A 21,873-nucleotide genomic window follows, 5' to 3' on the forward strand; every position below is an offset into this window, starting at 1 on the left:
CCATCACACAGAAAAACCCGACCGAGGCCGGGCTAACCTTACATTATTGGTGCCTTGCCATTAATTTTAAAGCGGTTCGAAGCTGTAGATCATTTTTCTCATCTTTTTTCTTTTTCACAACCGCCTTTTCTAAGGCTGCCGCTGTTTTGCTATTAATATTACCACTCACAGTTAAATCATTTGTATTTTGAAAAGCTCTTACAGCTCTTTCGGTTTTTTCATCATAATACCCATCCGTTCTACCCGTCGAATACCCTAATGATGTTAGAATTTCTTGAGCATTTTTTATCTGTTCATCGTTCATATCTCGTTTAAATATCTTCTCAGCAGTCAATGGATGAACATTGAAATAGGAAGGTTGATGCACTTCGATTGTCGGCGTAATCCCTTTTTGATGAATCCAATTTCCATTCGGCGTCAGCCATTTATATAGCGTAATTTTAATATTGCTGCCATCCCCCATCGGAATAGCCTTCTGCACCGTGCCTTTCCCGAAAGTCGTCTCACCAATAAGTGGATATCCTCCAGCTTCTTGCATAGCACCAGCCAAAATCTCTGCTGCAGATGCACTGTCTTTGTCCGTCAATACAGCAATTGGATAGTCTTTTTTCTTTTCATTGCCACTAAACACTTCTTTTGTTTCTCCGGATCGATATTCAATTTGTAAGTATGGCTTGTCTTTCGGAAGCAATTCACCAAGAATGCTTTCCACACTTGTCAAAAAACCACCTGGATTGCCACGAACATCTATAATCAAGCCATTGATTTTTTCTTTCTCAAGCTCCTTTAACTGCTCTTTAAAATCGGCGGCTGTATCTTGAGAAAAAGAAGTGATTTCAATGTAGCCAATATTTTTATCATTCTCTTTTTTCATGCTTGAAAAAACTGTATCAAGAGGAATTTCGTCACGAGTGATGGCTACCTTAATTGGATTTGTGACACCTTGACGCTTAATCTCAAGATTTACGACAGTTCCTTTTTTACCGCGAATTTTCAACCGAGTTGCATTTAAATCCAGCTCTTCAATCGAATCGCCATCGATGCTGACAATCTGATCCCTTGGCCTCAACCCAGCCTTTTCAGCAGGAGAATCTTTGTAAGGTGAAACGATGATGACCTTATGATCCTCCATTTCTATTTCAGTTCCAATCCCGTCAAATGATGAATCAAGCGCTTCATCGAATTGCTTTGCCGTTTCCTTATCCATATAGACGGTATACGGATCTTTCAAGGTAGAAAGCATTCCCTGTATCGCCCCTTCCACCAATTGGGTGTCATCTACCTCCTCTACATATTGCTGATAAATTAAATCATGGGCCCTTTCTACCTTGGCCCACTCTGTGCTATCATAGGCTGCCGGCTCAGCACCTAGATCTTCCTCTTTATTCCCCCACAAATAGTGATGAACCTCACTGTTTGGATTTGCAACATATCCTCCCCCGACTGCCCCAATCGTTAGTGATGCCACCACCGTTACAGGAAGTGTCCATTTCTTTGTGATCTTCATGTTCATATAAGCCAATCCCTCTCTATAAAAAAGGTTATATCATACTCTATGAAAAAAAGGACAAGATATGCGCACAAAAAAACGAGGGTGTCTTAACACGGTCTGACCTCACACTATATAAACGATATATAGTAGATGTGGGATCTGACCTCTCGTTATCGGACAGCCTCGTTTCAACTTTCATTATTCAGTTATCACTGTATTACATAGAAAGATAGTTTAATGGATTCACAGCATTCGATTTCGCAGCGTTCCAAGCCCCTTTATGTAGTTCGAAATGCAGATGTTGCCCATATGAGTGGCCGGTATTTCCCATATAGCCAACTTGCTGGCCTTTTGAAACAACTTGTCCAGCACTTACACTCATCGAGTTAAGATGTGCATATACGCTTGTAAAAGTTTGACCATTGATGGAATGTGAGATCATGACCACATTGCCGTATGAGCTGGACGTATACGCACGTATTACGACTCCATCTGCTGTTGCAACAACTGGCACTGTACCACTTGCAGCAATATCAATCCCGTTATGTGATTTCCCCCATCGCCCGCCAAAGCCAGATGAAACATATCCAGCACTCGGTCGATTAAACGTGCCAGACGAAACGGCTGGAGCACTTACTGTCGCGTTTGAACTTGAACTTGAGCTTGAACTTGAGCTTGAACTTGAGATTGAGGCTTGCTTTTTCTTAGCAGCCGCCACTGCTGCTGCCTCCGCTGCTGCTTTCTTTCTCGCTGCTTCAGCATCAGCAAGGCGCTTTTGTTCAAGCTGAATCGCTTGTGCAACAGCTGTTTCCTGTGCTTTAAGATTTGCCGCTTCTTCTTCGAAACCAACTATATCATGCTCAGCATGCTCTTTTTGTTTATGAAGTTCAGCTAATAACACTTCTTGCTGATTCTTTTGTACTTGAAGTTGCTGCTTAACCTTTTCCAATTCAGCAAGCATTTTTTCTAAATCCAATTTCTTCTTTTCAACAGCGGATTGTGCTTCTTCCAGACTCTTTTTATCCTGCTCATGCTGTTTAATAATATCCTGATCAGCTTCGACGATGGTAGCAACAGCACTCACTCTGTCAATAAATTCACTAAAGCTTGAAGCACCAAGAAGCACTTCTAAATAGTTCAAATTGCCGCCGCCCTCTTGATAAGAAACCGCACGTTCCTTCAAAAGCTCATTTCGCTTTGCAATTCGATCTTTTAGCACTACAATCTCTGCTTTTAAAGATTCAATTTCGGCATTCGTTTTGTTAATTTCAGCCGTCTTCTCTATAATCTTATTCGCATTAACTGTCATATTCTTTTCAAGTTGATCTAGTTGCTCTTCAACCGTCAGCTGTTGTGATTGTAGATTTTTAATTTTAGTTTCTGTTTCAAGAATATTCGATTGAACATCCGTACGTTTTTCCTGAATCATTACTTTTTTATCCTTCATATCTTGCAATGATTCCGCATACGCACTTGGTACAGCCAAGAGGCTCCCAAGACCTAGTATGACTGTTGCACTCATCGCGATGACTTTATTTCTATGCACTTTCCCAGTTCCCCTTTCTTCTCTCCCTTAGACTTTGATATCTTTTGCTCTATTTAGCTAGGATTCTCTGTTTTGGTGCGTATTAGATAAGGTCAAAACCGGACTTGCACAGGATGACTTCTGTGTTGCGCACAGGACGTGCGCGGGTTTAACAGAAGGTCATTAACTAGCTTTGATACAAATGTAAGCTATTTTTACCGGAGTTTTTGAACAACCTCTTATACCTTTAAAAACTTACGAACAGACATCAAACTGCCCCAAATTCCAATTAGTCCGCCTAATAGAATAAGTATCACTGAAATCTGATAAATAAATGGACTTAACGGTAGCAATTCGAAAAATGGAATGTTAATTTTCGGTGAAACATATTTGAATAGATTAGAGTAGGTAATACCAATTAACACAATCGGAATGATGGCACCCAAAACACCCAGCCATAAGCCTTCAAGGAAGAACGGCCAGCGGATAAAGTTATTCGTTGCCCCAACTAATCTCATAATCTCAATTTCTTTTCTTCTTGCTATAATCGTAATTTTAATTGTATTGGAGATAAGGAACATCGCCGTGAATAACAATCCGATAATCAATACGACGCCAATATTTCGGGCAATATTTACCACATTAAATAAATTATCTACATATTCTTTGCCATATTTGACACTCTGAACATATTCAAAGGTTTCAATCTTCTTAGAAACCTGGTCTACATCTTGAGGAGTTTTCGTTTTCACAACCAATACATCACGAAGCGGATTATCTTGCTCAAATAATTTAAATGCCTCGCCGTTCTCCCCCATGCCTTCAATCATATTCGTCAGCTCTTTTTCTTTTGGAGAATATACGACAGAATCGACTTTGGCGATTTTCTTAATTTTCGCTTCCAGTGTCTTTTGATTTTCTACAGTTGCAGCCGGGTCAATATGTACCCGTATTTCAACATCATTTTCTACATTTGTTGCGATATGATTCAAGTTCATCATAATGACAAAAAACACACCAACTAATAGCAATGTTACCGTTACTGCACTGACAGAAGCAAACGTCATCCAGCCATTTCTGACCAAACTCTTACCACTCTCCCGAAAATGCCGTTGCAATGTATTAAGCTTCATATCCGTATTCACCTCGCAAATCATCGCGGGCAATTTTGCCACTTTCAATGGCGATTACACGATGTTTCATATTATTAACAATGTCTTTGTTGTGGGTCGCCATAACAATGGTTGTTCCACTTTTATTTATTTCGTCAAAAATATTCATAATTTCCCATGATGTTTCCGGGTCAAGGTTTCCTGTCGGCTCATCTGCAATAACGACCTTTGGCGAATTGACGATTGAACGAGCAATGGAGACACGTTGTTGCTCCCCACCTGACAGTTCAGTAGGTAGCATCCGTACTTTGTGCTTCAATCCAACTAGCTCCAATACTTCCATTACTCGCTTTTTAATTTCTTCAGGAGTCTTCTCAATAACCTCCATAGCAAACGCTACATTTTCGTAAACCGTCAATGTCGGCAATAGCTTGAAATCTTGGAACACTACACCAATATTACGACGGAATAGCGGCACCTTCGTATTTCTAATCTTCGGCAGGCTGACTCCATCCACAATAATATTTCCATTTGTTGGAGACTCCTCCCGATACATCATTTTGATAAAAGTAGATTTCCCCGCACCACTCGGACCTACTACATACACAAATTCACCAGTTTTTATTTTAACGTTGATCCCGTTTATAGCAACGACGCCGTTCGAATACGTTTTATAGACGTCTGTCATTTCTATCATATAAATAACCACCTAACTAGCTTTTTATTTCCAGAAAACTAAAGAATCAAAGGAAGTGTTTCTCTCGCTTCATTTCGACAATTTTTGTGAAAAAAACCGAAAAAATAACAGGAATTAACCCTGCTACTGTACAAAAGCCATTATACCATCAAAGTTTGTCAAATCCGAAAAAAAAATGTTACAGTTTCATTTCAATGTAAATTTCCAATTTTATCTCGCATTAACGGGCAGTAAAAGCCCGATTGGTGAGATAAAGTGAAACTTACCGATGCGTGAGCAGAGGTTTAGTTGAACCAATCGGGTTCGTACTGTCGATTGATCGAAGCGAAAGCGAAGATCTTAGCGACAGTAGAACGGGACTAACAATCAGTGGGGATGAAGAAAACCCCACTGATTGAAGTTTCACTTTATCTGCTGAAATGGATTGTTTTTGACAACAAAACGCCCTGCACCTATGCAAGACGTCGTTGATCATGTTCTTATTTTTTTTCAGAAAGCCATTTCGCTACCAATGCAGCCTGATCTCCTTGGATCAGCTTAGCTGGCATCCCCCCACTTTTCCCTTCTAAAATTATCTTTTCAATTTCATCTTTAGAATGTGTTGAGCCAATTTTCTTAAGTTCCGGACCAAATGCTCCTTCGAGATTCGCACCATGGCAGCTTGAACATTTATTTTTATAAATATTATCAGCTTCACCAGCCGATGTTGTTGTGGTTCCGCCTTCATTTGCTGGTTTGCTCGCGTTATCTTTGGATGTACCACATGCCGAAAGAGCAAGCGTCGTTCCTAGCAATAATGTAATCAATTTTTTATTCACTATAATGCCCCCTAGTTAAATTATCCACTACACCTATATTATACCAGCATTACGCGTGTTTAAAACCCTCCCCTAACACCTCCGAAGCATCCATTACGATCACAAAGGCTTTCGGATCAACGTCTTTCACCAATTGTTTCAAATTGGTGAATTCGGATTGATCAATTACACACATGAGGATTGGTCGAGAATCATCCGTATACCCTCCTTGACCCGATAATCTTGTAACACCGCGGTCAAGTCCATGAATAATTTCATGTCTCACTTCTTCGTCGTGATTCGTAATGATCATCGCCATTTTTGAACGGCCAACACCAACTTGAATTAAATCAATCGTTTTGCTTGTCACGTACAACCCAATTAACGCATACAACCCTTTTTCAATATCAAACACAATGGCCGCACTCAACACAATTAGTCCGTCAATTAGCGCTACACAAGTACCTAAGGAAAAATTCGTATATTTATAGATAATCTGTGCAGCAAGATCTGTACCGCCCGTTGAAGCCTTGCCTCTAAAAACAATACCAAGACCTAAACCGACCCCAATCCCGCCGCAAATCGAACCGAGTAGTGCATCTTGTGTCCATGGATCCCAATCTTTTGTTAGAAAAACAATAAGGGGTAAAACCAATGTTCCAACTAATGACTTTGCTCCAAACTGCATGCCTAACAACAACAAACCACTGATAAACAACGGAATATTGAAGGCCCACTGTACATATGCCGGCTCCCAACCGAACGTCCCAGTCAAAATTGTACTAATTCCACTGACCCCACCCGAAGCAATTTGATTCGGCAAAAGAAAGACGTTAAATGTAATCGCTATGATGGCTGCCCCAACGATTACAAGTCCATATTCACTTAATTTCTCAATCACCGGATGCTTCGGTTCTCGATATCTTTTTCTCATTTAACGGGTACTCCCTTCAACCTCTTTGTCCACACTTATTCATCACGATACAAATCGTTCAAAGTAGTATAGCACCGGGATCTATCCCCTGTAAATGGTACTCGGATAAGGTGAAACTTCAATCAGTGGGGGGTTCTTCATCCCCCACTGATTGTTAGTCCCATTCTCCTGTCGCTAAGATCTTCGCTAAGATCTTCGCTTTCGCTTCGATCAATCGACAGGACGAACCCGATTGGTTCAACTAAATCTCTGCTCACACATCAGTAAGTTTCATTTTATCTCACCAATCGGGCTTTTACGGGCAGTTTAATCCCACCTACGCTTCTTCGATTCTCCTAAGCCTTGAGGTTGGTATTTTACTACCCGTTAATGCGGGAGAAAGCAAAAAAGGGGTAATTCGCTACAGATCTTTATTAGTTTTTGCAATGTCAGGTAAATTAATCATTGGATTTTACTATTTGGGCTGAGCTCTTATCCCTTCTTTTGGAGAATTATATGAGTGCTTCGGAAACACTAGCTGAATTCTCAGCATGGAAGACCAGGACTACACGCCAAAATCACAGAATCATTCAAGAATCGTAAAAGCCTATGGAAAAACCCAATCGGAGAGAAAAGCGGGAGAAGCGGTGAGGAAAAGAAGGGTATCTGACTAGTAAATACACAAAAGTGGTAAGTAAATTGGAGAAAGTGAAAAGTAAAAACCTTTTTGCGAGTAGTACACATGAATATGAAGAGGGATATGCCCAATATGGTGGTTAATGCTTCAAAAAAAACAGGTCCACTAAACAGTTCTCACTGTTCAATGAACCATGATCTATTGAATCTTATAGTTTTGAACGCAGATAGGCATCAATAAATGCGTTAATGTCTCCATCCATGACCGCTTGCACGTTTCCGGTTTCCGTACTTGTACGGTGATCTTTCACCATGGAGTATGGGTGGAATACGTAAGATCGGATCTGGCTACCCCAGCCGATTTCTTTTTGTTCGCCGCGAATTTCATCCAATTCTGCTTGTTGCTGATCGATTTCGCGTTGATATAGTTTTGCTTTTAGGAAGTTCATCGCTTGAGCGCGGTTTTTGATTTGTGAACGCTCAGATTGACATGTAACCACAACACCTGTTGGGATATGGGTAATCCTAACAGCGGAGTCCGTCGTATTAATATGCTGACCACCAGCTCCGGTTGCACGATACGTATCCACTTTTAAATCTTCTGTCCGAATTTCCACTTCAATGGTGTCATCAAATTCCGGCATGACTTCACAAGAAACGAAAGAAGTGTGACGGCGTCCAGATGAATCGAAAGGCGAAATACGAACAAGACGGTGAACCCCTTTTTCCGCTTTCAAATAGCCATAAGCGTTATGTCCTTTGAAAAGAAGAGTCACACTTTTAATACCAGCTTCGTCTCCAGGCAGATAATCGATTGTTTCTACCTTAAAGCCTTTTTTTTCACCCCAACGAGTATACATACGCAGAAGCATGGAGCCCCAATCTTGAGATTCAGTACCACCAGCTCCTGGGTGAAGTTCTAAGATGGCATTATGTTTATCATATTCTTCACTTAATAACAGCTGAAGTTCATATTCATTCATATGTTTAACAAGCTCGACGATTTCCACTTCAAGGTCTGCTAGCAGCTCTTCGTCGTTTTCTTCTTTCACAAGCTCATAAGTCAATTCAAGATTTTCATATGATTCATTCAGTTCAGCCAATTGATTGACCTGATCCTTCAATCCATTCGCTTCATTAATAACAACTTGTGCTTTTTGCTGATCGTTCCAAAACTCTGGATCGGTCATAATATTATCTAACTCGGCTATACGGGCTTCCTTCTCTTCTAAGTCAAAGAGACCCCCTAAAGTCCACTAATTTCTTAGCTGTTTTCTCAAGCTCATTTCTAATTTCTGCTAATTCCATGCGATTCACCTCTTAATTATTTTCAAAAAAAAAACGTAATCAGTCTCTACAACTATATGCAAAAAAGGACGGTTTCGCAAATTGTATTTCAGATTTCTCTCTTGTTACTTATTCAGATGAAAAAAAAGAGGCGGTAAACCATGGACTCACCAACCTCTTTTCGTAGCCTATTTACTCTAAATTCCCGTGGCAGTTTTTATACTTTTTACCGCTTCCGCATGGGCAAGGATCATTTCTTCCTATTTCAGGCGATTTACGAAGTGGCTTTTTCTTAACCTTTTCTGAGCCTTCTTTTGGATTCACAGCATGTCCTTTAATGACTTCCTGACGCTCCAGATTATTGCGGATTTCTGATTTCATGATATATTTCGCAACGTCATCTTCAATGGCCGTAACCATTTCCTCGAACATCGCAAAACCTTCCTGCTGATATTCACGTAATGGATCAATTTGACCATATGCACGTAAATGGATTCCTTGACGCAATTGTTCCATCGCATCAATATGATTCATCCATTTACTGTCAACTGCACGTAAGACGATCACCTTTTCAAACTCACGCATTTGTTCAGGTGACAATTGCTCTTCTTTTATATCATATCGTTCTTTCACTGTCGCAATAATAAAATCGGCTACTTCAGCTTCATCTTTTCCTTTTAGCTCGGCTTCTGATAATTCACCTTCATCCACAAGATTCCCCTGAGCATAATCGATTAAGCCCTGATAGTTCCATGCTTCACTTTCCGTACCTGATGCAAATGGAGCAACATTACGATGAATGCTCGATTCAAGCATATTCTCCACGATCTCCCGTAGATTCTCACTATCTAGCACATCAAAACGTTGCTTGTAAATGATTTCACGTTGTTGACGCAGCACATCATCATATTGAAGAAGCTGTTTACGAGCATCAAAGTTATTCCCTTCAACGCGTTTCTGAGCGGATTCCACAGCACGAGACACCATCTTACTTTGGATGGGCTGTGTATCATCCATCCCAAGTCGTGCCATCATCGCTTTCATGTTATCCGATCCAAAACGGCGCATCAATTCATCTTCCATGGACAGATAGAATTGCGTCATCCCTGGATCCCCTTGACGTCCTGAACGTCCGCGAAGTTGGTTATCGATCCGACGGCTTTCATGTCGCTCCGTACCAAGCACCACAAGACCACCCAGTTCTTTCACACCTTCACCAAGCTTGATATCTGTACCTCGACCAGCCATGTTCGTTGCAATTGTCACGGCACCCTGTTCACCGGCACCAGCAATGATTTCAGCTTCTCGGCCATGGTTTTTCGCATTCAATACATTATGCGGAATTCCTTTTCTTGATAAATACTTCGAAATAATTTCAGACGTTTCAATCGCTACTGTCCCAACTAGAACAGGTTGTCCTTGCGTATGGCGCTCCGCAATTTCTTCGACTACAGCACGGAATTTACCGTCCATTGACGCATAAATTAAATCAGCTCGGTCATCCCGAACAATTTCACGGTTCGTTGGAATCACGATCACATTCATATTATAAATATTACGGAATTCTTCTTCTTCCGTTTTTGCTGTACCCGTCATCCCGGAAAGTTTTTCATACATCCGGAAATAATTTTGGAACGTAATCGTCGCGAGTGTCATGCTTTCGTTTTGAATCTCCAAGCCTTCTTTCGCTTCAATGGCCTGATGGAGTCCATCACTATAACGACGTCCTTTCATTAAACGACCAGTGAATTGGTCAACGATGACGATTTCGCCTTCTTGCACGACATAGTCAACATCAAGATGCATGCTAGCATGGGCTTTTAAGGCTTGATTAATATGATGGTTCAAAACAACATGATTAATGTCGAATAAATTTTCAATATTAAAAGCCGTCTCAGAACGGTTAATTCCCTCTTCCGTCAGCTGAACCCCTTTTGTTTTTTCATCATACGTATAATCTTTTTCCTTCGTTAGCGTACGTACGAATGCATTAGCTTGGATATATAACTGAGCTGACTTTTGCGCCGAGCCTGAAATGATTAATGGGGTACGGGCTTCATCAATCAGGATGGAGTCCACTTCATCAATGACAGCAAAATGCAAAGGTCGCTGTACCATTTGCTCTTTATAAAGAACCATATTGTCTCGTAAATAATCGAAGCCAAGCTCATTATTCGTGCTATACGTAATATCAGCATTGTACGCTTCTTGTTTTTCTTCCTTAGACATACCATTTAAATTCAAACCAACCGTCAAGCCCATAAACTCATAGAGCTTGCCCATTTCTTCCGCATCACGGCTTGCCAAGTATTCATTGACTGTAACGACATGAACACCTTTCCCGGTAATCGCATTCAAATAGACAGGAAGAGTGGAAGTCAACGTTTTACCTTCCCCGGTTTTCATCTCGGAAATATTCCCGTCATGAAGGGAGATCCCCCCCATTAACTGTACACGGAATGGATGCATCCCTAAAGATCGTCTCGCCCCTTCACGAATCGTCGCGAATGCTTCGACAAGCAAATCATCGACCGTTTCGCCTTTTTGGTACCGCTCTTTAAATTCTTCTGTTTTCCCACGCAGCTGTTCATCTGATAATGAAGCTGTTTCATCAGCTAGCATTTCAATTTGATCGGCCAACTTCTCGAGACGCTTCACTTCTCGTTTATTCGGGTCAAACACTTTATTTAAAATATTAAGCATTCAATAACGCTCCTCTTTAGTAGAAGTCTTTATCAAAAAAATAAATAAATTTTAGGATTAATAATAGTAGATTAACGTGTATTTCACCCATTTTATTTCATAATAAATAGATGCACTCTTAATATTACCATGTATAAAGTGTAGGTACAACTTCACGTTATTATGAAAATTATAGATTAACTACTATGAAAACTGTTAGAATGTATACTAACAGCTTCAGAGTTAAAAATATCTTCAGAAACGTTTTTGGGGTGTGATACTTATGATCGGTGATCGCGTAAAAAAACTGAGACAAGAAAATAGAATGTCCATGACAGAACTCGCAGAAAAAGCAGGAGTTGCCAAGTCCTATTTAAGCTCCCTTGAAAGAAATTTACAAACCAATCCATCTATCCAGTTTCTTGAAAAAATTGCTTTAGTGCTGAAAATTCCTGTTGATTCCCTCCTTCATGATGACCCTGTCAAAGAAGGCCTTGACACAGAGTGGCTGAACATTGTTCAAGAAGCGATGAAATCTGGCGTATCCAAGGACCAATTCCGTGAATTCATTGAATTTAACAAATGGAAATTAAAGCAAGAAGATTGATTGGAATAAGGATGATTCGCATTTCTATCTCTTTACAAAACCTAAATGGCCTTAAACCGCCACCAGTTACTATGATGGATGTACTATTTATCAAACTACACTTACCTAATCACAATGGTGGCGGTGCGGAGCTAGAATTTTGGATGCTTTCTCGATAAAATAAGTGTACCTGTTAAATGGATTGGCTATATTAGTAAGTCGCGTAGACCCGTCCCCATGCCCTTCATACAAAACGAACCCCTTAAACGAACTGGGTTTTCGTAAAAAACCAGTTTGTTTAAGGGGTTTATACGTTTTAAATCATATGATAAGTTGGTCATCCTTTTTCTCTTCGATTGCTTTTTTCTCTAAGAAATACAGAACTTCCTCTTTTGTCAGCCCTAGTTCCTTAGCTTGTCTCATTAGCTCCACCCATTCTTCATCCACTGTTACACCCTTCAACCCATTCCCTCCTAAAATACTATGTATTTCAGGCAGCCCAGCCATCGTAGCACAATACCTTAGACCCGTGACTTTGCGTCCCTATTTTTCAATAGGTTTGCCTTTTTCTGTGTAAGCACTTTCTATTTTCTTGATTATACAGAATCTTTTGTATTATTAATGTAACTTTATGGAATTAGATTGAAATACTTTATCTAAAATTATTACATTTTTCAACAAAATCTGACATAATCCGACTATAAGTAAGTTGGAAACGGGATAATTTAAAGTATCTTTCTCGTCATCCGGCCTTTTATACTCATGACATATAGTCTAGATATTTCGCCATTCTCTTAGGATTATGTACCTTCAATTTCATACGCAACTGGGACAAATCCATTGGCCTTTATCACTCTACTAAGTGAAGCACTTCTTTCTAGTGATACGTGTTTTTTTCTCTTTAAAAAACGTATATACAAAGTATATTCATTAATATGCTCATAACGAAAACTCCCTTTGAACTGAATATCAAAGGGAGTTTTTCATCCAAGAAAAATAGCACCATATACTAAAGCACCAGCGATTACATAGGCAGGATGCACATTCAATTTACCAAGTAACATATAACTAATCGCACCAATTACTAAAGTCTGAATCCAACCAATTCCTTCATAGGCGGTGAAAAAGAAATCATACGTCATCATCCCTAGCAAGACGGCGATAATTGGACGTACGACAACCGTCATCCTTTTCACTCGCGGGGATTCTTTGTGCCGCATTAAGATGCTGAGTAGACCAAGCATTAAAATAAGTGAAGGAGCTACTGAAGCGAATACCCCGACAATAGCACCAAGAATACCAGCCTGCTCAAAGCCAATATAGCCAGCCATTTTGGTAGCAATCGGGCCAGGCAATGCATTTCCAAGTGCAATCATTTCACTGAATTCATGAACCGTAAACCAGCCGTAGCGGTCAACGACTTCCTTTTCAATTAACGGAATCGAAGCCGGACCACCGCCATATCCGAGGATACCTGAAATAAAAAATGCCCAGAAAATCTGCAAATAAATCATAATTTTCCTACCTCCTTATTAGGACTAGAAGCAGGATCTTTCTTAAGTAATGCCCCAATTAGCAGGGAAAAAATAATAATAGCAGGATGCACATTCAATAGTTTCATGAACACAAGTCCAAGTACAACAAAAATAATCGTCCACAGCCACCCCAAACTGGATGAGCCTGATTTTTTGAAAAACTCTAAAGTCATGGTTAACAGCATCACAGCAACAACTGGAACGACCGCTTGTGACATCCCTGTGACCCACGCTTGATCTTTATAAGCATTCAAACTCGTCAAAAGCAAAATCATTAAAAGAATCGTGGGAACACACGACGCGAATACACCATTCAATAAGCCCCAAAAGCCGCCAACACGATACCCAATATACCCTGCAAGCTTAGGCGCAATCGGACCAGGCAGTGCATTTCCAAGTGCCATGACATCACCAAAATCTTCATTATTCATCCACTTATATTTCTCGACTACCTCTTTATGGGCAAGTGGAATCGCTGCAGGGCCTCCACCGAAGCCAAGTATACCAACTCTAAAAAAAGCCATAAAAATATTTAATTGCTTCATATCCTTCACTCCACCCGCTTCTACTAATCTATCTTCCAATAGCCATGTACCAAGCTGTATCCCCTATCGGCACGCTATTTATGGAATAATAGGGTAAATGATTACTCTCTTTTATTTTCAACTTATCAAGGGAAATTTCAATTTGATGTTCTTTCCTGCATATTGTCTGGGCGATATGATTCTTGAGTAAGGTTTAATCGCCGATTTCATATTTCTGTCCAAAATAACCGTATACTACGTTACTTTAGAAGTCTAAAAACCTTTCATAATCTGCAGTGATAACAGATACGAATAATGGAAAAAGCCCATAATCATCATTCTCTAATCTAGTATTTGCCTTTATATTATACAGAAACTTTTACGTATTTGTGCAGTTATCTCGGAAAACATTGGGCCATTATGCTAAATTCGTACAGCTGATGCCTAAATCACGAGACTTTTATCCATCTTATAAACAGTAAAGGCCTGATTCTCTGCTAAGAAAGAATCAGGCCTGTTTAGGTTATTTATTTAGCTTGGTTCAATCAAACCATAGCGTCCATCCTTACGACGGTACACGACATTTGTCGAGTTCGTATCTGAGTTCGTATAGACAAAAAAACTATGACCAAGCATATTCATTTGCAGGATGGCTTCTTCACTATCCATTGGTTTCAAATCAAAACGCTTATTCCGGACAACCTCTAAATCGAGCTCGTCTTCCTCAATCGGTGCATTGTCATTATCCTCAAACATCGGAAAAACATCGGTTGCATTCGTATTTGTACCACGGAATTTTCGGTTTACCTTTGTTTTATGTTTACGAATTTGCCGCTCCAATTTGTCAGTAATCAGGTCAATCGCTGCATACATATCAGCATTTTCCTCTTCTGCGCGAAGCACCAAATTCGTCATTGGGATCGTTATTTCCACTTTAGATGTATTATGATTCACTCGTAAATTCACCATTGCCCTTGCATCTGGTGCATGGCTAAAATACCGTTCCAATTTTCCAATCTTTTTCTCTACATATTCCCGTATTGCTGGAGTTACCTCAATGTTTTCACCACGAATAATATATTCCATAAAGTGAGTCCTCCTTCTAAAACTATATGATATAGTTCTACGATACCCTATGCATTCCCTTCACAAACAAATAGTTTTGCTAAGTTCATGAAGAAACTTTAGAAAATTGGATAAGTAGCGGGGTTCGTATCCATCTTTATTATAACAATCTTTACGTTAAATTAACACTGTAGAGCATTAAAAATTTTTAGATAATTCCACATACTTAAACCACTATTGATATATATGATAATAAGGGATATAGTAACTACTATCACTAAAAAGGGATATATTGTAATACTCTTACATATTATCCCTATTAATCTACTTATATTGGATGGATTGTTCAAAAATGACCCCATCACTGGAAGGAACGAACTTGGAGGTTTCAAAGAAAATGATGAATCAATTATATGTGCCAACTGTAGAAATAGATGGTAAAGTTCATCTAGTTAAATCACAGAAGTATTGTGAGTGTCATATCCAATATTGCTATTTTGAACAAAACCGAAAAGATAGAAGAAAAATTAAATTTAAGCCGCTCACAAAAATTGATTGCCCACAATGTAAAGACTCCTTATTAGCGGTGGAACCGAATTTAGTTTCTGTACGAGCCTAGTAGTATTGTGTAAGTAAATGATGATTATCATCAGCTGACACTTTAAAGCATTCAGCTACCATTCTTGACATACATATCAATAAACAAGAGGGGCCTCGATGAAATCGAAGACCCTTTCTTTATTGATATCTTAATTTTTTTGTCGTGAAAAACTCCATCAACTAAGAGATTCTCTGAAGGACCTAACTGATGAGTGCTTCTTTTCATTCAGCTGTTTGATATCTCGCTCAATAGCTAGTTTTTCCAACAATAATAACTCATCGACCTGCTGATTTAGAATGACAACTTGGCGACCTAATTGCCGTTCTTCCTCGGTGAGGGGTGGTTTGATATGATGAAGCCATTCCCCCCTTGATTTTATCGTCCCGTTCTTCTAATCCGTGACCGTTTAATATGGATAGAGGCTCGACCGTAATTTCATGGACTGTTTAAAGGGACATTTTCTACCCGCTTTGTATAATAAACTGTTTTTTTCAATTCATTTGAATGGCTTCTTTCTATTTTCCCTATTAAAAACTAACATACGTTCGCTAAAACGGTTTATAAAAACAACAGTGTGATTCTTACTAAAGATACCTAATAAAAATAAGTCTTATTAACTAAATTCACCATTACCATGTTTTCATCCTGAGAAACATGGTATATTTTTTTTATTCTTTTAATAAGGAGTTGACTAGAATGATTAAGGAATTTAAAGAATTTGCGATGCGTGGGAATGTGATTGACCTGGCAATCGGGGTTATTCTCGGTGCAGCTTTCGGTAAAATTGTTACTTCGCTCGTAAATGACATCATCATGCCGTTGATTGGTCTTCTGCTTGGCGGAATCGACTTCTCTAACTTATCTTTTAAAGTTTTAAAGTATGGCATGTTTATTCAAACGATTGTTGATTTTCTCATTGTAGCTTTTTCGATCTTCCTATTTATTAAGCTGTTCAATAAACTCTATACACGTAAGAAAAAAGTCGAAGAAGCTTCACCATCATTAACAAAAGAAGAAGAACTTTTGACAGAAATCCGTGATCTGCTCAAAGCAAATCAAAGAGAAACGATGTAATAGCTACAGCTCCCTTAAACCAAAAGGGGGCTCTCATGATGATTACGTGACATTTACAAAACAAAAAGCCAACAAAGGACCTGATCTTCATTGGCAAGCTGATCAACTATTGTATTATCTAAAGACATCTCTCACAGAAGTGCCTCTTGATGACAGTAAATTTTTAAATGAAGCATAGATTTCTTACTCTTCCACCTTTAAATGTTTCAGCACATTATAGCCAAAGAAGCAAATCCCTATTGCCGTGAGAACTCCCCCAATAGTAGCAATCGGAAAGAATACTTCTCCACCTACTTCATAAAGCGCTAAAGCAATACTAATCATCATGATTGGTAAGCCAATATTATGCATCCAGAAATGAATTTTTGCTGATGTTGTTTGAGCAAGCTGAGGAAACAGATGATATAAAATTCCAACCAATGAAAGGGACACCCAACCTAATAAATTCATGTGAACATGGACCGTTTTTAAGACAAATTCGTGTGTTACAGACATGTACAATCCAAAAAAAATGCCAATCAAAAAGTACACGACACCGATCTTAATCAATTTTATTCCCATAAAACCACCCCCTACTACATCATATACGGGCATCTCGGAAATATTCTGAATAGTTCTTTATATCCAAAACCTTTTTCATACTCTTTAGTATTTCAAAGCTTTATCTTATGACGAATAACCGCGAAGTAGGTACCATGCCATATCGTTCTTCACCGGCACAACAGTAGTTGATTATTGAGTTGAGTAGTATATTTTAAATGAATGGATTTACCTGTTTCAAACTTTTTGGGGTGAGTCCGAAAAGAACTGCCACCTTACCTACATAAAAATAGCAGGCATATGAAGAAAGATGTAGAATAAGGGTATTACGTATAAATATTTTCTTGAACGGAGGAATCTATATGATTATAGTAACAACAGAAAATATCGCTAACTACAAAATAACAGAAATTAAAGGACCTGTTTTCGGATTAACAGTAAGAGCTCGAGGCCTTGGAAAAGATATCGTCGCTTCTTTGAAAGGACTCGTGGGCGGAGAAATTAGCCAATATACAGAAATGCTTGAAGATGCTCGAAAGCAGGCGATGGATCGGATGGTGGAAAATGCAAAAGTGATGGGGGCAAATGCCATTGTTATGATGCGCTTTGATTCTGGTGAAATCGGCCAAAACATGAGTGAAATTGTTGCTTACGGAACAGCCGTAATCGCAGAACGGGAATAAAGCAAATGGAATGGGTTCTCGGCTTTTATGGTGTGCAATTAATCATTACCATGATTATCATTATTGGCTCCTGGTTCATCTGGGATCGCCGCTTCAAAACAAAACACGGAAATAAGGTCCCTGACGGCTTTATCCGCACGAAAGAAGTGTCCATAGATCCAACAACGAAAAAAAGGCTGGTCGTGTACTATCATCCGGAAACTGGGGAACGATTTTATAAGGAAGAATGACTATACATACATTTCGTTTATTCTTCCGCAAGAGCCAGATGTGCTTTCAAAATCGTAGAATGACTGTGCATTGCCTCTAATACAGTCTCTCTTACATCAATAATCCTTGCTTCTTGTTTAGCAAATACTACGATTCTTCTTTCTTCCTTAATATTTAAGTTTACCTATTTTGAATTTTTTACTGAGATTACATTCAACACATCTAATTCTAGATCCAGTATCAAAACCACTATCCATCAAGTTACTACCTATTTACTCAAAAAAACCATATCACTTTTTTCTGGATGGTGCCTGACGCCTCGATACAATGAAAGGGTCTTCGGCTAACCGAAGACCTTTTCTCTATAATTTCTTAATTTTTTTTATCATAAAAAACTCCATCAATTGAGAGCTTATCATAAGGATTTGTATACTTGTTCGAAGTCTGCTTCTTTTCATTCAACTGTTTGATGTCTCGCTGAATGTCTTTCTTTTGCAACAGTAACCATTCATCCACCTTCTGATTGAGTTCAACAACCTGGCGACCTAGTTTCTGTTCTTCCTCAGAGAACGGAGGCTGAATGATAGGAAGTAATTCTTCACGCTGATCAAGTAGCTCCACAATTCTATTAATACGATCACTACGCTCATCCGTTGTTCGATTAGTCAATACGTCAAGCAGCTCGACAGTGATGTCACTGAATTTCTGAAGCGACATTAAACCTGCCCACTTTGCGTAAATTGTTTTTTTCGATTCATTTGAATAGCTTCTTTCCACGTATCACGGAATTCCTTAACCAGTCCCTCAACTTCTTCTATCGCCACAAGATCATTTTTCATATTCCCTTCAACAAGGCGACGATTCATGAAGTCGTAGAGAGTCATCATATCCTTGGAAACAGCAACATCCATATTTAATGTGACCATTAATTCATGGATGATATTTTGTGCCTTAAGGAGGTTCTTATTTTTTTCTTCAATATTGCCTTCTTCAATAGCCTTCTTCCCAAGCATCATGAACTTCAAGCAGCCATTATACAACATTAAAGTCAGTTCACCTGGAGACGCTGTATTCACAGAATTTTGTTGATAGGATTGGTATGGATTATTTATGGCCATGTTTACAAACTTCCTTTCTTACTTCTCTTAACTAAAATATTGCATCAACGAAGCACTTTGACTATTCGCTCTTTGAATTGCTTTTTCCATGGCAGTGAATTGATTATAATAACGTGTTTCTAATTTCGTTAATTTCGCTTCAAATGCTGAGATTCTAGTTTCTAAACTATTAAGTGACTTACCGATAGTAAAATTATTATTTAGGGAACCTGCTTTACCCGCTTGTTCAGTAATTGTTGCCATAGATGCCTTAAGATTAGCTCTTAATCGACGAGCTAAACCCATTTCTCCTGTTTCACTACCGTCCTTTTTACTATCTTCCTTCATAAACAAATCATAAATGGCATTTGGATCTTCAGAAATTGCAGCGCGAAGCTTATCTTCGTCAATCGTTAATTTCCCACCATCTAGATAATTACTTGTAGTTGTAATTCCAAGCTTGCTTAAAGAATTCACTCCATTCAATTTGCTAACAGATGTATAAAGGGAAGACCTCATTGTAGTTAACAAGCTCTTTAGGGTAGAATCATTCTTTAATGTCCCACTTTTCGCTTTTTCTTCCCAAAGCTTGATTTCATCTTCAGACAATCCCTTCCTTTGTTCAGCGGTCAAAGGAGCAAACGAGCGATACTTCGTTTCACTTGTTTTCCCTTTAATCTTTTCAATCAATTCATTGTACTTTTCAACAAATTTCGTGACAGTGTCTAGGATAGCATCGACATCGGCTTTGGATGAGAAAGTTATTGTCTCACTTGGTTTTGCATCTTTTAAAGTAAATTCTGCACCATTGAGTGTGAAGGTGTTGGAGTTTCGATTGATCTCCAAACCGTTATATACGACTTTCGCATCTTCTCCAGTTGTCCCTCTAGATGCATCCTTCGCTGTAACATTATCCGCATCCATCTTTAAAGTAGTTGAAACAAAGCTACCCGTACTTGATAATTTTATTTCAACATTATTCTCCTTATCCTTGACATTGCCACTATACTTTGCAGTAAATGACATCCTTTGAGTATTCTTGTCATAAAAGGCGGTAACATCTGTTGTCGAGTTAATCTTTTGAATGATACTATCCAAAGTATCGTCAGCAGTAATTTTAACTTCAATTTCTTTCCCTAAAACACCATCTTTATTGATGGACTGGATCTTAATAATTTCTTCTGTAGAGTCTGCAGCCAATAGCTTTGCTGTTGGGTCAGATATTGCAGTCTCACCATTACTTTGCATAGTTGCAGCTGTTGCTAAATTTTTCACTATAATCGTACCTGAAAAATCAGAGGTGGAATTCACGTTTTTAATTGATAACGCATTAGGGTTTGAAACCGTAACCGTCTTTTTAATAAACGAAGCTTGTTTACCAATTCCATCACGAATAAGCGTATCAAGCTCAAGCAATGCTGTATTCATCGAACGGTAGTCATCCCGTTGCCATTCTGAATATGTTTTCTTTTGTGTTAATTTATCCATTGGCACACGTGCCGCCTGCATCATACTCTTAACGAGTTCATCAATATCCATTCCACTTGCTAGTCCACTAACTCGTACCATTATTCATCACCTGCTTATATTTTTTCGTCTACCATAATACCAACAAATTCCGTCATAGCCGCATAGAAGTCCAATAGTTTTTTTGATGGGATTTCACGAACGGTTTCGTCTGTGTCATCATCCACAACTTTGACGTAATACTCATTTAATTGTTCATGAAACTCAAACCGGACAGAAGTATGAGTTGGTTGCAGAAATGTATTCAGGCTTTCTACAACGTCCAATACTTGTTTTTTGGACGGGGCATTTGCTTCTTTTGCCCCTTTTTCACTATAAGCAATCGTATCTATTTCTCTTTGATAATAAGAACTGACTCCTTCTGAGATGGCTGTTCTAAGCTGCGAGGAAAGGACATTCGTAGAAAGGCTCTCCAACATCGCATTTGCCTCCAATATTCGTATAGTTATCATATATATCGGAGAGAACTTGAGAAAATTTAGGTTTTATCGATAGATAATGAACAAAAGAAAACCCTGCTCTATTCAAAGCAGAGTTACGTATAAATATTGATTAACATTCCTTTAATTTCACCGACTAGGTTCAGGATATTCGATCCATTTTTCTCTTTATCAAGCACTTCGTTTGTAAGTTCAATCACTTTCTTATCCACTTCTTTAACAAGCTTATAAACTTTCGTCGAACCTCTATGATTAAAACCTCGCTGCTCCTGAAGCTCCAGCCCGTTCTTAACCGCATCTTCCATGAAATCTTTAATCATCCTTTTATATTTACGAAGATTATCAACTGTGCTATTTTCTGCGAGCTTTTGCCCTTGTACTTCAAGCTCCGCAACTTTCTTCGTTAACCGTTCATAATTCATATCAGTACGTCTCTTATCCATAACAGATTGGAACTGAATCGAACCTTTCGCTACTTCCTCCGTTGATATCGGCTTAGAAGGCGAGGTTCTTGTCACTCGTTGAACTTCCATACATATCACCTTTTTCAATTAATTGTATCATAAGCCTATCTAATATTTTTTCTCTATTTCTTCTAATAGAATCAAAATCTCAGCGATGGCTGCATAAAGCTGTGGTGGAACGGATTCCCCAAGATCGATATTCAGCAGCGTGCTGATCAATGATTCATCTTCTTGTATTTGAATATTATTTTGTTGTGCCAGCTCCATAATTTTTTTTGCAACCTGACCGGATCCTTGCGCAATGACAGTTGGAGCTGCATCCTGATTGGTATCATATTTAATCACCGCAGCTGTTGGGCCATTCATTGTCCGACTTTTTTTCGGAT

The 21,873-nt window shown here is 38.9% G+C and carries 24 protein-coding genes and 1 riboswitch; of the genes, 5 read left to right on the top strand and 19 right to left on the bottom strand.

All coding sequences use genetic code 11. The features are described 5' to 3' along the window. Positions 1-43: 43 nt before the first annotated feature. The 8 genes from AC625_RS21685 to secA form a co-directional block, all read right to left on the bottom strand. Entirely contained in the window at positions 44-1,513 is a 1,470-nt protein-coding gene (locus AC625_RS21685; RefSeq protein ID WP_245645062.1) for a S41 family peptidase, read from the bottom strand. Between the two features lie 196 nt (positions 1,514-1,709). After that, the gene (locus AC625_RS21690; RefSeq protein WP_245645063.1) at positions 1,710-3,038 is read right to left on the bottom strand and encodes a murein hydrolase activator EnvC family protein; all 1,329 of its coding nucleotides are present in this window, start codon (positions 3,036-3,038) and stop codon (positions 1,710-1,712) included. A 218-nt stretch (positions 3,039-3,256) separates the two neighbouring features. Then, on the bottom strand, positions 3,257-4,150 hold the full coding sequence (gene ftsX / locus AC625_RS21695; protein ID WP_049683163.1) for a permease-like cell division protein FtsX: 894 nt from the start codon (positions 4,148-4,150) through the stop codon (positions 3,257-3,259). Continuing rightward, positions 4,140-4,826, bottom strand: coding sequence for a cell division ATP-binding protein FtsE (ftsE, locus tag AC625_RS21700; protein ID WP_049683164.1), 687 nt, complete (start codon positions 4,824-4,826; stop codon positions 4,140-4,142). Before ftsE ends, ftsX begins: the two co-directional genes overlap by 11 nt. Before the next feature lie 479 nt (positions 4,827-5,305). Further along, complete coding sequence (gene cccB / locus AC625_RS21705) at positions 5,306-5,644, bottom strand: cytochrome c551 (protein WP_049683165.1); 339 nt, start codon at positions 5,642-5,644, stop codon at positions 5,306-5,308. Between the two features lie 49 nt (positions 5,645-5,693). Beyond that, entirely contained in the window at positions 5,694-6,557 is an 864-nt protein-coding gene (locus AC625_RS21710; protein WP_049683166.1) for a YitT family protein, read from the bottom strand. An 824-nt stretch (positions 6,558-7,381) separates the two neighbouring features. Next, positions 7,382-8,480, bottom strand: a protein-coding gene (prfB, locus tag AC625_RS21715) for a peptide chain release factor 2 (RefSeq protein WP_245645064.1) whose coding sequence is annotated in 2 segments (ribosomal slippage) — positions 7,382-8,416 and positions 8,418-8,480 — 1,098 coding nt in all. Because the reading frame shifts where the segments join, the coding sequence is not laid out codon by codon here. A gap of 171 nt (positions 8,481-8,651) precedes the next feature. Next, positions 8,652-11,162, bottom strand: a complete 2,511-nt coding sequence (gene secA, locus AC625_RS21720) for a preprotein translocase subunit SecA (protein ID WP_049683168.1) — start codon at positions 11,160-11,162, stop codon at positions 8,652-8,654. A 262-nt stretch (positions 11,163-11,424) separates the two neighbouring features. Between secA and AC625_RS21725 the strand changes: the two genes are divergently transcribed. Beyond that, entirely contained in the window at positions 11,425-11,748 is a 324-nt protein-coding gene (locus tag AC625_RS21725; protein WP_049683169.1) for a helix-turn-helix domain-containing protein, read from the top strand. A 300-nt stretch (positions 11,749-12,048) separates the two neighbouring features. Here the strand turns inward: AC625_RS21725 and AC625_RS27045 are convergent, their stop codons facing one another. The 4 genes from AC625_RS27045 to hpf form a co-directional block, all read right to left on the bottom strand. Beyond that, positions 12,049-12,189 (bottom strand): anti-repressor SinI family protein, encoded by a 141-nt coding sequence (locus AC625_RS27045; RefSeq protein ID WP_245645065.1) that lies wholly within the window; start codon positions 12,187-12,189, stop codon positions 12,049-12,051. A gap of 28 nt (positions 12,190-12,217) precedes the next feature. Further along, a riboswitch (cyclic di-GMP riboswitch) is annotated at positions 12,218-12,301 on the bottom strand. A 409-nt stretch (positions 12,302-12,710) separates the two neighbouring features. Then, positions 12,711-13,241, bottom strand: coding sequence for a chromate transporter (locus AC625_RS21730; protein ID WP_049683170.1), 531 nt, complete (start codon positions 13,239-13,241; stop codon positions 12,711-12,713). Next, positions 13,238-13,807, bottom strand: coding sequence for a chromate transporter (locus tag AC625_RS21735; RefSeq protein ID WP_049683870.1), 570 nt, complete (start codon positions 13,805-13,807; stop codon positions 13,238-13,240). Before AC625_RS21735 ends, AC625_RS21730 begins: the two co-directional genes overlap by 4 nt. Positions 13,808-14,317: 510 nt before the next feature. After that, on the bottom strand, positions 14,318-14,872 hold the full coding sequence (hpf, locus tag AC625_RS21740; protein ID WP_049683171.1) for a ribosome hibernation-promoting factor, HPF/YfiA family: 555 nt from the start codon (positions 14,870-14,872) through the stop codon (positions 14,318-14,320). A gap of 376 nt (positions 14,873-15,248) precedes the next feature. Between hpf and AC625_RS21745 the strand changes: the two genes are divergently transcribed. Together AC625_RS21745 and mscL are read left to right on the top strand one after the other, a co-directional pair. Next, entirely contained in the window at positions 15,249-15,470 is a 222-nt protein-coding gene (locus tag AC625_RS21745) for a hypothetical protein (protein WP_049683172.1), read from the top strand. Positions 15,471-16,148: 678 nt separating this feature from the next. Continuing rightward, on the top strand, positions 16,149-16,526 hold the full coding sequence (gene mscL / locus AC625_RS21750) for a large conductance mechanosensitive channel protein MscL (RefSeq protein WP_049683173.1): 378 nt from the start codon (positions 16,149-16,151) through the stop codon (positions 16,524-16,526). Positions 16,527-16,709: 183 nt separating this feature from the next. Here mscL and AC625_RS21755 read toward each other — a convergent pair whose 3' ends face one another. Continuing rightward, positions 16,710-17,087 carry a cytochrome-c oxidase gene (locus AC625_RS21755; RefSeq protein WP_049683174.1) on the bottom strand — a complete coding sequence of 126 codons (378 nt, stop codon included), beginning with the start codon at positions 17,085-17,087 and terminating at the stop codon, positions 16,710-16,712. Between the two features lie 341 nt (positions 17,088-17,428). Here AC625_RS21755 and AC625_RS21760 point away from each other — a divergent pair, with 341 nt between their 5' ends. Further along, positions 17,429-17,749 (top strand): YbjQ family protein, encoded by a 321-nt coding sequence (locus tag AC625_RS21760; RefSeq protein WP_049683175.1) that lies wholly within the window; start codon positions 17,429-17,431, stop codon positions 17,747-17,749. Positions 17,750-17,754: 5 nt separating this feature from the next. After that, positions 17,755-17,979 (top strand): hypothetical protein, encoded by a 225-nt coding sequence (locus tag AC625_RS21765; RefSeq protein WP_049683176.1) that lies wholly within the window; start codon positions 17,755-17,757, stop codon positions 17,977-17,979. 352 nt (positions 17,980-18,331) lie between these two features. On the opposite strand, the gene fliT is transcribed toward AC625_RS21765, so the two are convergent. The 6 genes from fliT to AC625_RS21795 form a co-directional block, all read right to left on the bottom strand. Then, positions 18,332-18,676, bottom strand: a complete 345-nt coding sequence (gene fliT / locus AC625_RS21770) for a flagellar protein FliT (protein ID WP_049683177.1) — start codon at positions 18,674-18,676, stop codon at positions 18,332-18,334. Next, the gene (gene fliS, locus AC625_RS21775) at positions 18,676-19,077 is read right to left on the bottom strand and encodes a flagellar export chaperone FliS (RefSeq protein ID WP_049683178.1); all 402 of its coding nucleotides are present in this window, start codon (positions 19,075-19,077) and stop codon (positions 18,676-18,678) included. The genes fliT and fliS overlap by 1 nt, the downstream gene beginning before the upstream one ends. A gap of 27 nt (positions 19,078-19,104) precedes the next feature. Then, positions 19,105-20,625: a flagellar hook-associated protein 2 gene (locus AC625_RS21780; RefSeq protein ID WP_049683179.1), complete on the bottom strand. Its 1,521-nt coding sequence runs from the start codon at positions 20,623-20,625 to the stop codon at positions 19,105-19,107. A 14-nt stretch (positions 20,626-20,639) separates the two neighbouring features. Further along, positions 20,640-21,002: a flagellar protein FlaG gene (flaG, locus tag AC625_RS21785; RefSeq protein ID WP_049683180.1), complete on the bottom strand. Its 363-nt coding sequence runs from the start codon at positions 21,000-21,002 to the stop codon at positions 20,640-20,642. A gap of 116 nt (positions 21,003-21,118) precedes the next feature. Next, positions 21,119-21,556 (bottom strand): YaaR family protein, encoded by a 438-nt coding sequence (locus tag AC625_RS21790; RefSeq protein ID WP_049683181.1) that lies wholly within the window; start codon positions 21,554-21,556, stop codon positions 21,119-21,121. Positions 21,557-21,595: 39 nt separating this feature from the next. Then, on the bottom strand, positions 21,596-21,853 hold the full coding sequence (locus tag AC625_RS21795) for an EscU/YscU/HrcU family type III secretion system export apparatus switch protein (RefSeq protein WP_425415464.1): 258 nt from the start codon (positions 21,851-21,853) through the stop codon (positions 21,596-21,598). Positions 21,854-21,873 lie beyond the last annotated feature (20 nt).

The sequence above is a fragment of the Peribacillus loiseleuriae genome (assembly GCF_001183985.1).
Classification (GTDB): Bacteria; Bacillota; Bacilli; order Bacillales; family DSM-1321; genus Peribacillus; species Peribacillus loiseleuriae.